A 13,945-nucleotide genomic window follows, 5' to 3' on the forward strand; every position below is an offset into this window, starting at 1 on the left:
AGCCGCCACAGCACTGGGCACCGGCCGGACCGGCTGGTGCACAGCGCAGCCGCGACTGCACCCCGCACCAGCCGGACCAGCTGGTTCGCGGGGGGACCGGCATCCGAATCACCGCGGGACGGAACCCGGCTGGACCACTGACGTGTCCCGGCGGGCGCGCTGCGGCCGGGACCCGGCACATGGTCGCGCGGCTTCTCGGGGACCGTCGGCTGCGCCTGGGGGGCGTCTCATCGCGTACCCGACGAAGGTTTGAACCGGAACTTAAGGCTTCGTGTCCAACCCGACACACAGCCGCCAAAACTTGATTCACTCCAGAAAAGGTCGCTAAGGTCGTCGCCATGACGGCCGACCTTGAGGAACAGCTCCGGGCGGTCTCGTTGCGCGTGACCCGGCCCCGGCTTGCGGTTCTGACCGCGCTGCGGGACCACCCACACGTCGACACGGACACGGTGATCGCACTCGTTCGAGCGGATCTTCCCACCGTCTCCCACCAGGCGGTTTACGATGTGCTACGTGCGCTCACCGAGGCCGGACTGGTTCGCCGGATCCAGCCCACCGGTGCGAACGCCCGCTATGAGGTGCGAGTAGGCGACAACCACCATCACGTGGTGTGCCGCTCCTGCGGAGCGATCGCGGACGTCGACTGTGCGGTCGGCCACGCCCCCTGTCTCACCGCGTCGAACGATCACGGGTTCGTGGTCGACGAGGCGGAGGTCGTCTACTGGGGCGTCTGCCCCGACTGTTCGAGCAGAAAACCGGAAGGAAACACATGAGCGACGCCCAGGACAGCGGAACCGGCAAGTGCCCGGTGGCGCACGACTCCGTGACCGCGCACGGCAGCGAGAGCGAGAACCCGGCGATCGACTCGCCGACCCCGAAGACCGGCGGTCGTCCGCGCACCAACCGTGACTGGTGGCCGAACCAGCTCGACCTGTCGGTGCTGCACGCCCACTCGGCGAAGGGCAACCCGCTCGGACCCGATTTCGAGTACGCGAAGGAGTTCGCGAAGCTCGACGTCGAGGCGCTCAAGCGTGACCTCGTCGAGCTGATGACCACCTCGCAGGACTGGTGGCCGGCCGACTTCGGTCACTACGGCGGTCTGATGATCCGGATGAGCTGGCACGCCGCGGGCACCTACCGCATCCAGGACGGCCGCGGTGGCGCCGGCGACGGCGGGCAGCGGTTCGCCCCGCTGAACAGCTGGCCGGACAACGCCAACCTGGACAAGGCCCGCCGCCTGCTCTGGCCGGTCAAGGCCAAGTACGGCCAGAAGATCTCCTGGGCCGACCTGCTGGTTCTCGCCGGCAACGTCGCCATGGAGTCGATGGGCTTCGAGACGTTCGGCTTCGGTTTCGGCCGCGTCGACGTGTGGGAGCCGGAGGAGATCTTCTGGGGTCCCGAGGACACCTGGCTGGGTGACGAGCGCTACGCCTCCGAGAAGACGATGGCCGAGGGCGTCGGCGCCACCGAGATGGGTCTCATCTACGTGAACCCGGAGGGCCCGCGCGGCAACGCCGACCCGCTCGCCGCGGCGCACTTCATCCGGGAGACGTTCGCCCGGATGGCGATGAACGACGAGGAGACCGTCGCGCTGATCGCCGGTGGTCACACGTTCGGCAAGACCCACGGCGCGGCCCCGGCCGACAACCACGTCGGCGCGGAGCCCGAGGGCGCCCCGCTCGAGGCGCAGGGCCTGGGCTGGCTGAGCACCCACGGCAGCGGCAAGGGCAAGGACACCATCACGTCCGGCCTCGAGGTCACCTGGACCGACAAGCCGACCCAGTGGAGCAACCGGTTCTTCGAGATCCTCTTCGGCTACGAGTGGGAGCTGACCACCAGCCCCGCCGGCGCGAAGCAGTGGGTCGCCAAGACCACCGACGAGATCATCCCGGACGCCTTCGACCCGTCGAAGAAGCACCGCCCGACGATGCTCACCACCGACCTGTCGCTGCGGGTCGACCCGGCCTACGAGAAGATCTCGCGCCGCTTCCTGGAGAACCCCGAGGAGTTCCGCCTCGCCTACGCCAAGGCGTGGTACAAGCTTCTCCACCGTGACATGGGCCCGGTCTCCCGCTTCCTCGGCCCGTGGGTGCCCGAGGCGCAGCTCTGGCAGGACCCGGTTCCGGCCGTCGAGGGCCCGCTGGTCACCGACGCCGACGTGGCCGCGCTCAAGGCGAAGGTCCTCGACTCGGGCCTGAGCGTCGCGCAGCTGATCCAGGCCGCGTGGGCCTCGGCCGCCACGTTCCGCTCCACCGACAAGCGCGGTGGCGCGAACGGCGCCCGGATCCGCCTCGAGCCGCAGCGCAGCTGGGAGGTCAACCAGCACGCGATCGCGGTCGTCGACGCCCTCGGCAAGATCCAGCAGGAGTTCAACGCCGCCGGTGGCGCGCAGATCTCCCTCGCTGACCTGATCGTGCTGGCCGGCAACGCCGCCGTGGAGAAGGCCGCGAAGGACGCCGGCGTGCCGGTGACCGTGCCGTTCCACCCGGGCCGCACCGACGCCTCCCAGGAGCAGACCGACGTCGAGTCGTTCAAGGTCCTGGAGCCGCGCGCCGACGGTTTCCGCAACTACCTGCGCCCGGGCGAGAAGACCCAGCCGGAGATCCTGCTGGTCGACCGCGCCTACATGCTGAACCTGACCGCGCCGGAGATGACCGTCCTGGTCGGCGGCCTGCGCGCGCTCGGCAATAACTTCGGCGGCACCCAGCACGGCGTGCTCACCGACAAGCCGGGCGTCCTCAGCAACGACTTCTTCCGCAACCTGCTCTCCCCGGGCACCAAGTGGAAGGCGTCGCAGACCGAGCACGTCTACGACATCGAGGACCTGGCGACCGGCGAGGTCAAGTGGACCGCCACCGCCGTCGACCTCATCTTCGGCTCCAACTCGCAGCTGCGGGCGCTGGCCGAGGTCTACGCGAGCTCGGACGCCACCGAGAAGTTCGTGAACGACTTCGTCGCGGCGTGGACGAAGGTCATGGAGCTCGACCGGTACGACCTGGTCTGATCCTCCTGGTGTGAAAAGGCCCCGGCAGATGGTTGCGGATCTGCCGGGGCCTTTTTGGGGGGTACGGGCGACGCCGCCCCTCAACCGCGGATGACCCGTCCCCGAGAGGCCGCGCGATCATGTGCCGGGTCACGGCCACAGCGCGGCCGCCGGGACACGTCAGTGGTCAGGGTGGGGATCGTCCCGTTGGGGCCGGAGGGTTGTTGCTGCACTGTGGACCAGCCGGTCGGCTGGTGCGGAGTGCAGTCGTGGCCGCCCTGACAACCAGCCGGTCCGGCCGGCGCGGAATGCTGTCGCCGCCGCACTGACAACCAGCCGGTCCGGCCGGCGTGGAATGCTGTCGCGGCCGCGCTGACAACCAGCCGGTCCGGCTGGCGCACAGTGCGGTCCGAAGCGCGAGATGACAGCACTGGCGACCAGCTCACCGGGCCCGGCTGGTTCCCCGTGCACTTGCCGGCACGGCGCGACAGCACTCAGCACCAGCCCGCCCCGGCCTTTTCCACGATCCACAACCAGCCGACCGCCGAGCCCGGACAGCCCTCAGCGACATGGCACAGCGCACCCGAAATCCACACGCTCCGACGGCGCCATAGGGAGTAGAGGCGCCGTGGGGAGCTAAGGCGCCGTGGGGAGCTAAGGCGCCGTGGGGAGCTAAGGCGCCGTGGGGAGCTAAGGCGCCGCGGGGAGCTGAGGCGCGGTGGGCTTCAGCGGGAGCGTGAACTGGTCACGACACGAGACACCCTGGTCAGGATCTCGGTCAGGATCTCGGGACTTGTCGCGAAGTTGATGCGCACATAAGCACCCGTCTCCGGACTGAAGTCAGCCCCCCGGCCGAGCCGCACCCGCGCCCTCTCCTCCAGCACGCCGGCCGGGTCCGGCCCGAGTTCCGGGAAGCGCAGCCACGCCAGATATGTCCCCTCGGGTTCCCGGTACCCGGTGTCCCCCGGCAACGTGGCGGCCCACCGGGTGACCTGATCACGGTTGGCGGTGAGCACCGACATCAACCCGTCCAGCCAGTCGTCCGCCTCCCTCCAGGCGGCCACTGTCGCGACCCGTCCCAGCGTGCTCGGCTGTCCGAAATAGTCCAGTGGGAAACGGTCCAGCGCGTCCCACACCGCGGCCGGTCCGATGTGCGCGACCGCGCAGCGCAACCCGGCGATGTTGAACGCCTTCGTCGCCGACGTCGCGGTGATCGTGCGGGCGGCCGCGTCGGGACTCACCGACGCGAACGGGACATGGCGGTGCCCCGCGTAGACGAGATCGGCGTGGATCTCGTCGGACAGCACGGTCACGTCGTGCTCCTGCGCGGCGGAGGCGAACGCGGCGAGCTCGTCGGCAGGGAACACCCGACCGGTCGGGTTGTGCGGATTCACCAGCAGGAACAGCCGGCAGCCGGCGAGGTCGCCCGGTGACGAGACGGGCACGATGCGACGGCCCGCGCGGGTGATGCTGGCCAGGAACGGCGGATAGTTCGGCAGCTGGACACCGATCCCGTCACCGGGCGACGTCACCGTCTCGATCATCACCTGCAGGATCTGGATCAGGTCGGTGAACACCCTGGTCCGGTCGTGGGAGGGTGTCCAGCCGTGCCGGGTCGCCATCCGCGACGTGAACGCGGCCACCACCGGATCACCGCCGGGCCAGTGCGGATACCCGTGGTCGGTGACCTCGTGCAGCCGCCGGCGGATGACCGGCGCGACGGGGAAGTCCATGTCGGCCACCCAGGCGCCGAGCGTGCCGGGGTCCAGGGCGCCCCACTTCACCCCGTACCCTGATCGAAGCCTTTGAATGTCGACGTCGAACGCGGTCACGGCCGGGCCTGCGCAAGGATCGCGTCCCGCATGATCTCCATCTGCCCGTGATGCTGGGCGAGTTCCTCGTAGACGTGGAGCAGCGCGGCGCCCCGGTTCAGCTCGCGGTCCGGACCTTGGAAAGACCCTGGTGGTTGCGCTCGCAGCGACGCCTGCGGCTCGGCGGCGCGCACGTCCGAGGCAAGCCGTTCCCGTACGGCTGAGACTTCCGCGAGCAGCGGCTCCACCGGCCCGGCGGCGGTGAACTCGGCGTCGCGATCCCGGACCACCGCACGTCCGGCGACGAGGACGCCGGCCCAGTAGTCGACGACCCCCACGCAGTGGGTGAGCAGCGCGTAGGGCGTGTTCGCGCCGGGCAGCGCGGGCCGCGAGTTGGCGAGTTCGTCCCCGAGCCCGGCGACGATGCCGGCCATCCCGTCGAGCGCCCGCCCGGCGAAGTACAGATAGTCATCCTTGGATATCACGGCACGCCTCCTCATCGCGTCACCGCCTTAGCCGGTGACGCGATGACCTTGCTGGATGACGGCGTCACCTGTCAAGGTGGTGACGTGGAGTTCGTATTCGTCAGCGGCAACCCGGCGCTCGACCTGCTCGGCACCCTCAAATGGCGGCGGACCGCACCCGAGGAAGGGCTCGCCGAGCCGGCCGACGCGGCCCGGTGGGCGGTCGAGGCGGGGCTGCTCAGCGCAGCGCCGGCGGCCGGGCGGGACGACCTCGACCGGATCCGCGAGCTACGGGAGGTCACGTATCGCCTGGTGCACGCGACCCTTGGCGGGTCGGGGTGGGACGGTGCTGACCTGCGTACCCTCAATGCGGCCGCCGCCGGATCGCCCACGTCTCTCACCCTCGGGTCGCGGGGCGCGCAGCGCACCGGCGGCCTCGGCGCCGCCACCGCCGAGGTCGCCCGCGCCGCCGTCGTGCTGCTCGGCGAGATGGCCGGTGAGACGCCGCCGCGCGTGCGCGAATGCGAGAGGCAGGCGTGCACGCGGCTGTTCATCGACCGGTCGCGGGGCGGCACCCGGTCCTGGTGCGGCATGGCCGAGTGCGGGAACAGGGTGAAAGCTCGCGAGTACCGCGCCCGCAAAGCCGCCACCAGCACCTGACGGCCGTGACCGGAAACGACCGGTGTCACATCCGCGCGGCCGCTGCCTTGATCGCCTCCCGGATCCGGGGATAGGTGCCGCAGCGGCACACGTTGCGAATCGTGTCCAGGTCCGCCTCGGTGATCTCCCGGCCCTCCGCGGCGACCCGTCGGACCAGCGCCACCGCCGCCATGATCTGGCCGGGCTGGCAGTACCCGCACTGCACCACGTCAGAATCGAGCCATGCCTGCTGCATCGGATGCAGTTCGGCGCCGGCGGTCGCGGCGAGACCCTCGATGGTGACCACCTCGTCGTCCGGCCCCAGCGCCGAGACCGGGATCGCACAGGGCGTCACGGCTTCTCCGTTCAGGTGGCTGGTGCAGGCCCGGCAGACGGTGATGCCGCAGCCGTACTTCGGGCCGGTGATGCCGAGGATGTCGCGCAGCACCCAGAGCAGGCGCACGTCGTCGGCGACGTCCACGGTGACCGTCGTCCCGTTGACCCGGAAGGTGTGCTCAGGCATGGAAACCCCTGACAGAAGGCGACGCCGGGATCGGCGGGACGGTGGGCTTCGGCGTGAACGACAGCGTCCCGTGGTTGATCGGGAACGACGTGGGCATCGTCCCGGCCGCCCGGCCGTAGGCGCAGGCCACCGCCGCCATCGACGCGGCGACGCCCAGCTCACCCGCGCCGCCGGGCTGGTCCGACGTCGGCGGCATGACGATGACCCGCAGGTCGGGCGGGGTGTTCCACTGCCGGGTGTAGAAGTAGTTGTCCCAGCTCGCCTCCAGGAAGTAGCCGTCACGAAGATGCAGGCTGGAGGTCAGGGCGAGCGCGATGCCGTCCATCGCACAGCCCATCATCTGCGCCTCGAGCCCGCGCGGGTTGACCGCGAGCCCGACGTCCACGGCGAAGACCACCTTGGTGACCCGCGGACCGCCGACGCCGTCACGGATCGGCCGGTTCACCGTGGACGGCCGGCAGTCGATCTCCACGAGGCAGGCGCTGACCCCCTTGTACTCGGAGTGGAACGCGATGCCCTGCGCGGTGCCGGCCGGCATGGACCGGCCCCACTCCCCCGCCTCGGCGGCCGCCCGCAGCACGGCCCGGGCACGCTCGTCGCGCAGGAAGTCCCGTCTCATCTCGAACGGGTCCTTCCCCATCCGGGACGCCAGCTGGTCGATCATCAGCTCCCGCGCGCAGGTGGTGTCCGGGGAGTAGACGTTGCGCATGCTGCCGGTGTTGAACCCCTTCCCGGTCTCGGCGAGCAGCCGGGTGTGCACCCCGAACCGGTACGGCGACGTGTGGCTGAACTGGAAGAACGTCTGCGCGAACGCGGCGTCGCCGATCGGCAGTTGCGCGGCCATCGCGGTGAGCAGCTCACCCAGTCCGTGCCCGAGATCGGTGGTCACGCTGGTGTGCCGCTGTTCGAAGCCGAGAACCAGACCACCGGCGTACGCGATCCGGACCCGTGACGTGGCCATCGGATGGGTGCGGCCCTGGCGGGAGTCGTCGGCACGGTGCCACATCAGCTTGACCGGCTTGCCGATCTTCTGGGAGACCTCGGCCGCCTCCAGGGCGGCGTCGAAGAAGAGCTTGCGCCCGAACGAGCCACCACCCTCGGTGACGTGCACGGTCACCTTGCCGAGGGGCAGCCCGAGCTTGGCCGCGATGGTCTGCTGGGCCACGATCGGCGACTTCAGCGCGGACCAGATCTCGGCCCGGCCGGGCCGTACGTCGGCGACGGCGCAGTTCGTCTCCAGCGCGCTGTTGCTGCGGAAGTAGAAAGTGAACCTGCCCTCCACGACCGGGGTGAGCGGCCGCGGACCGAGCGGCAGTTCCGCGGCCGCCAGCTTCGCCAGCACACTCTGGTCGGACTGGCCCTCCACGGTGCCGGCCCGCCACGTGACCCGCAGGGCACGTACCGCGTCGATGCACTGACCGAACGTGTCGGCGCGGACCGCCACCCCGGTGGAGATCGTCACCACGTCGGTGACGCCGGGCATCGCGAGCACCTCGGCGAGGTTGGCGACCGGGCCCGGCTTGCCGTTGATGGTGGGCGGCCGGCACACCATCGTGGGTTTCGCGCCGGGGACGTCGAGGTCCATCGCGAACTTCTTGCGCCCGGTCACCGCGTCGCGGGCGTCGATGCGGTTCTGTGGCCGGCCGATGACGGTGAAGCTCTCCCTCGGGGCGAGCTCCACCGGCACGGACAGGGTTCGCGGGCTGGCCGCCTTGACGGCCAGCGCGCCGATGTCGACCCGGTGGCCTTCATCATCCGTGATCGCACCAGCATCGAGACGCAGAGCGGCCACCGGCGCATTCCACAGGGACGCCGCCGCCGCGAGCAGCCGCTGCCGGGCGACCGCCGCCGCCACCCGGATCGGCGTGTACGTCGCGATGGTGGTGTTCGACGCCCCGGTGAGCTGATTGAAGATCAGCTCGGGCCGGGCGTCCGCGAGGGTCACCCGGACCCGGTGCACGGGCACGGACAACTCCTCGGCGATCAGCATGGCCGTCGAGGTGGTGATGCCCTGCCCCACTTCCGCGCGGGGCAGGGCGAACGACACGGTGCCGTCCGGGTTGACCTCGACCGAGATGAGTCCCGACGTCGGCAGCGCCGCCGCCGTCATGATGTCGTTCAGGTCCAGGATCTCGGTGACGTCCGCGTCGGCCCGGGTGGGCGCCGCGGTCACCAGGACCGGGCCGGCGAGAACGAATCCGAGGAAGCTGCGGCGTTTCATTCGGGCCGGTTGATGGTCGGGATCTCGATTTTGGTCTCCTGGCCTTTCGTGAGGAAGAAGAGGATGTACTGGCGGGCCGCCTCGTCGATCACCCAGGCCGCCTCGGGGACCAGCGGCAGCGGGATCAGCCCTTCCCGGAATTTCACCAGCAGCGGCCACAGCCTCGCGATCAGCGGACCCCAGATCGGCTCGCGCTTGATGCCGTCCCAGTCCGAGACCTGATCGCCGACGAGGTACCGGGCCAGGGCGTTGACCAGCGGCCGGCTGACGCTGCCGGGGCTGGTCTGCTCGGCGAGCTGGCCGAGCAGGATGTCGGTGAGTTCGACGCCCTCGCGGGTCGGGCCCATGTTCGGCGGCAGCACCTGATCGGACTGGGCGTTGGCGGCGGCCCAGGTGGCCGGGATGTACTCGTCGCGCACCCCGAGCAGGTGCGCGGTCACCTGCCAGACGTGCAGGTAGGCCTGGGCGTCGGCGGCGGAGATCCGCACGTCCCACTCCCGCAGCTTGCGCATCGCGTACGTCGGAAGGGTGTGCCAGGTGACCAGGATGTCCTCCTGGCTGATGATCGGGCCCCACTGCCAGTGCGGTGACTGGGGCAGCAGGTGACGCACGGCGGCGTGGACCAGGCGGGTCTTGACCGCGTTGACGACGCAGTCGCCGTCCGGCCGGTACGCGTTCAGCGCCCCCACCGAGAAGCCGAGGAGGCTGGTCTTGGCGACCCGGTCCTCCATGTCGGCGCCGCCCTTGGAGTAGTAGACCGACCAGGCCTCCTTCGGGATGGCGGTGCTCAGCATGCCGCCGCCGACGCCGTTGAGCAGGTTCAGGTAGAGGCCGCGGGACTTGTTGAACTGCGCGGCCCGTTCCAGCTTCGCGGTGTCCGCCCAGGCCGGCAGCTGCCTCGCGTGCTCGATGAAGTCGACGAGATAGCCGGGCAGACCGGCCGGGAGCGGCTGGTCGTTGCGGGTCCAGTTCCACAGCAGCCGGTTCACCTCGGGCACCGCGCCGCTGTCCAGCAGCCGCGCGGAGACCGGGTCGGCCTCGGCGTCGAAGATGGTGCGCGGATCGGCGCCGGAGCCGCTGCCGGCGATCGAGCCGGTGGGCGACCATGTCCACGGGGAGACGTCACGGGACCAGGCGGGGGTGGCGAGCCCGAGTGCTCCGAAGGCGCCGAGTGCCCCGCCGGACATCAGCAGCTTGCGCCTACTCAGTTCCGACATTTCGCGAAAAATCCTCTCAGGTCGGACGGTTGGTGAGGGGGATCTCGATGCTGATCGGCTTCGCCTCGGACAGGAACAGCAGCGCCGCCTTGCGCAGGAACTCGTCGAACAGCCAATAGGCCTTCGGCGCGAGCGGGAACGGCAACAATCCTTCGCGTACGGCGATGAAGGGTCCCCAGGCGGTCCGGAGCAGCGGGTCCCAGACCAGCTCACGGGGGATCTTGAGCCAGCCGGCGACCTCGTCGCCGAGCATGAACCGGGTGAACGAGCCGAGGATGCCCTTGGTCAGCAGCCCACCGTCGATGCCCTTGCCGAGGTTGAGCAGGATGTCGGCGAGCTTGATGCCCTCCGGGGTCGGCCGCAGCACCGGGTCGAGCACCTGGGTGGCCTGCGAGTTCGCCTCGGCCCACGAGTTCGGGATGTACTCGTCGCGGACACCGAGCAGGTACGCGCCGACCTGCCAGGAGTGCAGGAATGCCTGGGACTCCGCCTCCGGGATCGGCACCTTCCAGTCGGTCAGCTTGCGCATGACCGTGGTGGGCAGGCTGTGCCAGGTGACCATGATGTCCCGCTGACTGATCGGGATGTCCTCCTCGGCCACCTGCGTCCAGTACGGGGACTGCGGCAGCAGGTGGCGGACGGCCGCGTGGACGAGCCGGGTCTTGACCGCTGTCACGATCATCTCGCCGTCGGGCCGGTAGGCGTTGACGGCGCCGATGTCGTACCCCAGTTTGGCGGTCTTGGAAATGCGGTCCTTCATGTCCGCGCCGCCCTGGGAGTAGTAGACGGCCAGGGCCTCCTTCGGGATGACGGTGCTCATCATGCCGCTGGCGAGTCCGTAGAGGACGCCGAGGTAGAGCCCGCGCTTTTCGTTGAAGTCCACGGCCAGGTCGAGTTTGGCCTGGTCGGCCCAGGGCGGGAGCTGGCGGGCGCGTTCCATGAACGCGTGCAGGTCGGCAGGCAGCCCGGCGGGGAGCGGCTGGCCGTTCTTCTTCCAGGTGCGCAGCAGCGTGTTGACCATCGGCACGTCGCCGCGGTCGATCAGCGAGGCGACGAGCGGGTCGGCCTCTTCGTCCCAGACCCATCGCGGGTCGGCGCCCACGCCCGCACCGGCGACCGAGCCCTGCGGCGACCACGTCCACGCCTTTGCCGGTGTCGCGACGCTCAGCGCGCCGAGCGCGCCCAGCGCTCCGCCCGCCCTCAACATGTTTCGTCTGCTCAGAGGTTCCATGGGCCCTCCTGATACGGCTCCTGATACGGTGGTACACCAAGTGCCTTGATGTATCAGCATGAGACCATGGCGTGACGGCTATCACAAGCTTCGATGTCAAGTTTGTCGATTGCTGATACGCTGATACAACTTCGCTTCTGATGTATCTCGGGGGCCGCTCATGGAACAGCCGCTGCCGGCGCTCGGCGCCGTGCCCGGTTCGGACTCACTGCTCGGCCGGGCCATCGCCGAGGTCTTCGCCGGTGGCGACCTGACCGACGACCTGCCCGCCGACGTCCGGGAGGACGATGTCACCACCCGGCTGCTGGACACGGCGTACCAGCACTTCTGCCGGATCGGCATCCGGCGCTCCACGATGGAGGAGGTGGCCCGCCGGGCCGGCGTCTCCCGGGTCACCGCCTACCGCCGGTTCGCCACCAAGGACGCCCTGGTCAAACACGTGATCCGCCGGGAGTTCCGGCGGTACTTCGCGCAGTTCCTGACCGAGGTGCAGCAAGGCTCCACGGCCGCCGACCGAGTCGTGATCGGCTTCGTCAGCTCCCTGCGCGCGATCCGCAACAACCCGCTGATCGGCGGCCTCATGATCACCGAGCCGGACGTGCTGATCCCGTCGATCGTCGGCGACGGCGGGCTGATGCTCGGCACCGTGCAGCGGTTCGTCGCCGGCCAGCTCCGCCAGGAGCAGCACGTCGGCACCATCTCCCCCGGCGTCGACGTCGAGCTGGTCGCCGAGCTGATGACCCGGCTGTGCTGCTCGTTCCTCGTCACGCCGAGCTTCGTGGTCGACCTCGACGACCCCGAGCAGCTGGGCACCCTGGCCCGGCGCTTCCTGACCCCGATGCTGAACGGTTAGCGCGGGGCGTCACAGCCCGATGGCTGCGGCCGCCAGCTCGTACCGCCGGGCCTCGTCCCGCAGGCCGGCGCCCTCGCCTGGAGACCGGACCCGCTCGTTGGTGGTGGCCAGGACACCGTCGTCCGGCTTGAACACCAATTCCCCCGCGACCCACGACGTGCCCTGCCCGCCGGCCAGCGGCCGAGCCGGCCCGTCGACACCGAACGCCTGCAGAACAGTCACGGGAGGATGCACGGTAGAGAACCTATCGGCACAGTTCGCCGCTCGCCGCGCCCCACATGGCCAGCTCACCGCGGGCCAGGCAGACGATGAGAAAGCCGTCCGGGCCGGCGACCGCCCATGACTCGGCGAAGGCGTCCGCGTCCACCAGCAGTTCCGCGCCGCTGACAAACGAGATCCGCAGCTCCCCGGCCTCCCCCGCCCGGGCCTCCCGGACGACGTCACCGAGCAGCGTCCCGATCGCGTCCGACGGATCGTCCGGCTCGATGTCGACCCGGCCGTCCGGCCCGTCCAGGTGGGCGGGCGCTTCGATGATCACGTGCCGGTCACCGGAGAAACCCAGCACGATGGCATGGCCGAGCCGGATGAACTCCAGCTCGTGCCCGGTCAGCAGGCGCAGCGGCGACATGGACGGGACGTTAGCCCCGCGTTCCATAACGAAACCTTAAGGGAAGGTCGCCGTTCGGTCTTCATCCCGCGGTCACGCCTGCGGGGACGCGAGCTGCACGATCGTGATGTCGGACGGCGCGCCCACCCGCACCGGCGGGCCCCACGCGCCGGCACCCCGGCTCACGTAGAGCTGGGTGTCGCCGTACCGTTCCAGCCCCGAGTTCGTCGGATTGGCCAGCTCGGCGATGTAGTTGCCCGGCCACATCTGCCCGCCGTGGGTGTGCCCGGACAGCTGCAGGTCGACGCCGTGCTCGACGGCCTCGTGGATGTTCACCGGCTGGTGCGCCAGCAGCACCACCGGGCGTGATCGATCGCGGTCGTCGAGCGCCGCTCCGAAGTCCGGGACGCCCTGCACGTCGTCGACGCCGGCCAGGTCCAGGCCGGCGAGCGGGACGCGGGCGTTGCGCAGCGGCTGCATGCCGAGCTCACGCACCTTTTCCACCCACGGCTCGACGCCCGAGATGTACTCGTGGTTGCCGGTCACGAAGAACGTGCCGAGCCGCGAGGTCAGCCCTCGCAGCGGCTCGACCGAATCGGCCAGATCCTCGACGTCGCCGTCGATCAGGTCGCCCACCACCGCGATCAGGTCCGGCTGCGTCGAGTTGATCGTGTCGACGACGCCCTGGCAGAACCGGCGCCCGAGCACCGGGCCGAGGTGCACGTCGCTGACCACGGCGATCCGCATGCCGTGGGCGCTGCGCGGCAGCTTCGCGAGGGGGACGGTGATCCGCTTGATCGAGGGTCCGTTCATCACGCTGTAGGTGCCGGCGCCCACGGTTCCGGCGGCGACCACGGCGGCCGCGCCGCCGACGACCCGGGAGACGAAGACCCGGCGAGAGACCAATTCACCGGGTACGGGCGATGGCCCGGGTTCCTGGCTGTCCGGGCCGGTGGCACCGACCGGCACCGTCTCTTTCACGGGGGTGGTGATCGCGCCGGCCGTGGCGGGCTCCTTGCTCAGGGCAACGCTTGCCGGCTCCTTGGTCAGGGCGGCGCTTGCCGGCTCCTTGCTCCGGGCGGCCAGTAGTCGGCTGATCAGCGGGCGCACCACCTCGCCTGCCAGGACTCCCAGGAAGAGGTAGAGGAAGAGGGCCAGCCACAGGTACCCCGGCCAGGCCACGATCCCCGCCGCCGTGTGCGGCAGTCCCGCCTGCTCCCCGGCCAGCGCGCCGACGGCCAGGACCGGGCCGGCGATGAAGACCGCGGTTCCGGCTCTGCGCCACCGGGTGCGGGGCGCCGTGGTGTCACGGATCAGCCGGCGCCAGACGTACCAATGTGCGGTTGCCAGAATTGCCAGGACCACCGCGAAGATGAGCAGGAAGAGCAGGATCACC

General features: G+C 70.1%; 13 protein-coding genes. 4 read left to right on the plus strand and 9 right to left on the minus strand.

The window, feature by feature from the left end:
- Nucleotides 1–338: 338 nt before the first annotated feature.
- Both AMIS_RS22430 and katG read left to right on the plus strand, forming a co-directional pair.
- Nucleotides 339–773: a Fur family transcriptional regulator gene (locus tag AMIS_RS22430; RefSeq protein ID WP_014444671.1), complete on the plus strand. Its 435-nt coding sequence runs from the start codon at nt 339–341 to the stop codon at nt 771–773.
- Nucleotides 770–3,004: a catalase/peroxidase HPI gene (katG, locus tag AMIS_RS22435; protein ID WP_014444672.1), complete on the plus strand. Its 2,235-nt coding sequence runs from the start codon at nt 770–772 to the stop codon at nt 3,002–3,004. Before AMIS_RS22430 ends, katG begins: the two co-directional genes overlap by 4 nt.
- 704 nt (nt 3,005–3,708) lie before the next feature.
- Here the strand turns inward: katG and AMIS_RS22440 are convergent.
- Nucleotides 3,709–4,815, minus strand: coding sequence for a MalY/PatB family protein (locus AMIS_RS22440; protein ID WP_014444674.1), 1,107 nt, complete (start codon nt 4,813–4,815; stop codon nt 3,709–3,711).
- Nucleotides 4,812–5,279: a DinB family protein gene (locus AMIS_RS22445; protein ID WP_014444675.1), complete on the minus strand. Its 468-nt coding sequence runs from the start codon at nt 5,277–5,279 to the stop codon at nt 4,812–4,814. The genes AMIS_RS22440 and AMIS_RS22445 overlap by 4 nt, the downstream gene beginning before the upstream one ends.
- Nucleotides 5,280–5,321: 42 nt before the next feature.
- Between AMIS_RS22445 and AMIS_RS22450 the strand changes: the two genes are divergently transcribed.
- Nucleotides 5,322–5,918, plus strand: coding sequence for a CGNR zinc finger domain-containing protein (locus AMIS_RS22450; protein ID WP_014444676.1), 597 nt, complete (start codon nt 5,322–5,324; stop codon nt 5,916–5,918).
- 25 nt (nt 5,919–5,943) lie between these two features.
- On the opposite strand, the gene AMIS_RS22455 is transcribed toward AMIS_RS22450, so the two are convergent.
- The 4 genes from AMIS_RS22455 to AMIS_RS22470 are packed head-to-tail and all read right to left on the minus strand — an operon-like array spanning nt 5,944 to nt 11,089.
- A complete protein-coding gene (locus AMIS_RS22455) occupies nt 5,944–6,420 on the minus strand; it encodes a (2Fe-2S)-binding protein (RefSeq protein ID WP_014444677.1) in 477 nt (158 codons plus the stop codon).
- Nucleotides 6,413–8,641, minus strand: coding sequence for a molybdopterin cofactor-binding domain-containing protein (locus tag AMIS_RS22460; RefSeq protein WP_014444678.1), 2,229 nt, complete (start codon nt 8,639–8,641; stop codon nt 6,413–6,415). The genes AMIS_RS22455 and AMIS_RS22460 overlap by 8 nt, the downstream gene beginning before the upstream one ends.
- The gene (locus tag AMIS_RS22465; RefSeq protein ID WP_014444679.1) at nt 8,638–9,858 is read right to left on the minus strand and encodes an oxygenase MpaB family protein; all 1,221 of its coding nucleotides are present in this window, start codon (nt 9,856–9,858) and stop codon (nt 8,638–8,640) included. Before AMIS_RS22465 ends, AMIS_RS22460 begins: the two co-directional genes overlap by 4 nt.
- 16 nt (nt 9,859–9,874) lie before the next feature.
- The gene (locus AMIS_RS22470; RefSeq protein WP_014444680.1) at nt 9,875–11,089 is read right to left on the minus strand and encodes an oxygenase MpaB family protein; all 1,215 of its coding nucleotides are present in this window, start codon (nt 11,087–11,089) and stop codon (nt 9,875–9,877) included.
- A 160-nt stretch (nt 11,090–11,249) separates the two neighbouring features.
- Here AMIS_RS22470 and AMIS_RS22475 point away from each other — a divergent pair, with 160 nt between their 5' ends.
- Nucleotides 11,250–11,942, plus strand: coding sequence for a TetR/AcrR family transcriptional regulator (locus tag AMIS_RS22475; RefSeq protein WP_014444681.1), 693 nt, complete (start codon nt 11,250–11,252; stop codon nt 11,940–11,942).
- Nucleotides 11,943–11,951: 9 nt separating this feature from the next.
- Here the strand turns inward: AMIS_RS22475 and AMIS_RS22480 are convergent, their stop codons facing one another.
- The 3 genes from AMIS_RS22480 to AMIS_RS22490 are packed head-to-tail and all read right to left on the minus strand — an operon-like array spanning nt 11,952 to nt 13,944.
- Complete coding sequence (locus AMIS_RS22480; protein ID WP_041829982.1) at nt 11,952–12,164, minus strand: hypothetical protein; 213 nt, start codon at nt 12,162–12,164, stop codon at nt 11,952–11,954.
- A gap of 22 nt (nt 12,165–12,186) precedes the next feature.
- On the minus strand, nt 12,187–12,597 hold the full coding sequence (locus AMIS_RS40730; RefSeq protein ID WP_014444683.1) for a DUF6188 family protein: 411 nt from the start codon (nt 12,595–12,597) through the stop codon (nt 12,187–12,189).
- Nucleotides 12,598–12,642: 45 nt separating this feature from the next.
- Nucleotides 12,643–13,944 (minus strand): metallophosphoesterase, encoded by a 1,302-nt coding sequence (locus tag AMIS_RS22490; protein WP_014444684.1) that lies wholly within the window; start codon nt 13,942–13,944, stop codon nt 12,643–12,645.
- Between the last annotated feature and the right edge of the window lies 1 nt (nt 13,945).

The organism is Actinoplanes missouriensis 431, from assembly GCF_000284295.1.
GTDB classification, from domain to species: Bacteria; Actinomycetota; Actinomycetes; order Mycobacteriales; family Micromonosporaceae; genus Actinoplanes; species Actinoplanes missouriensis.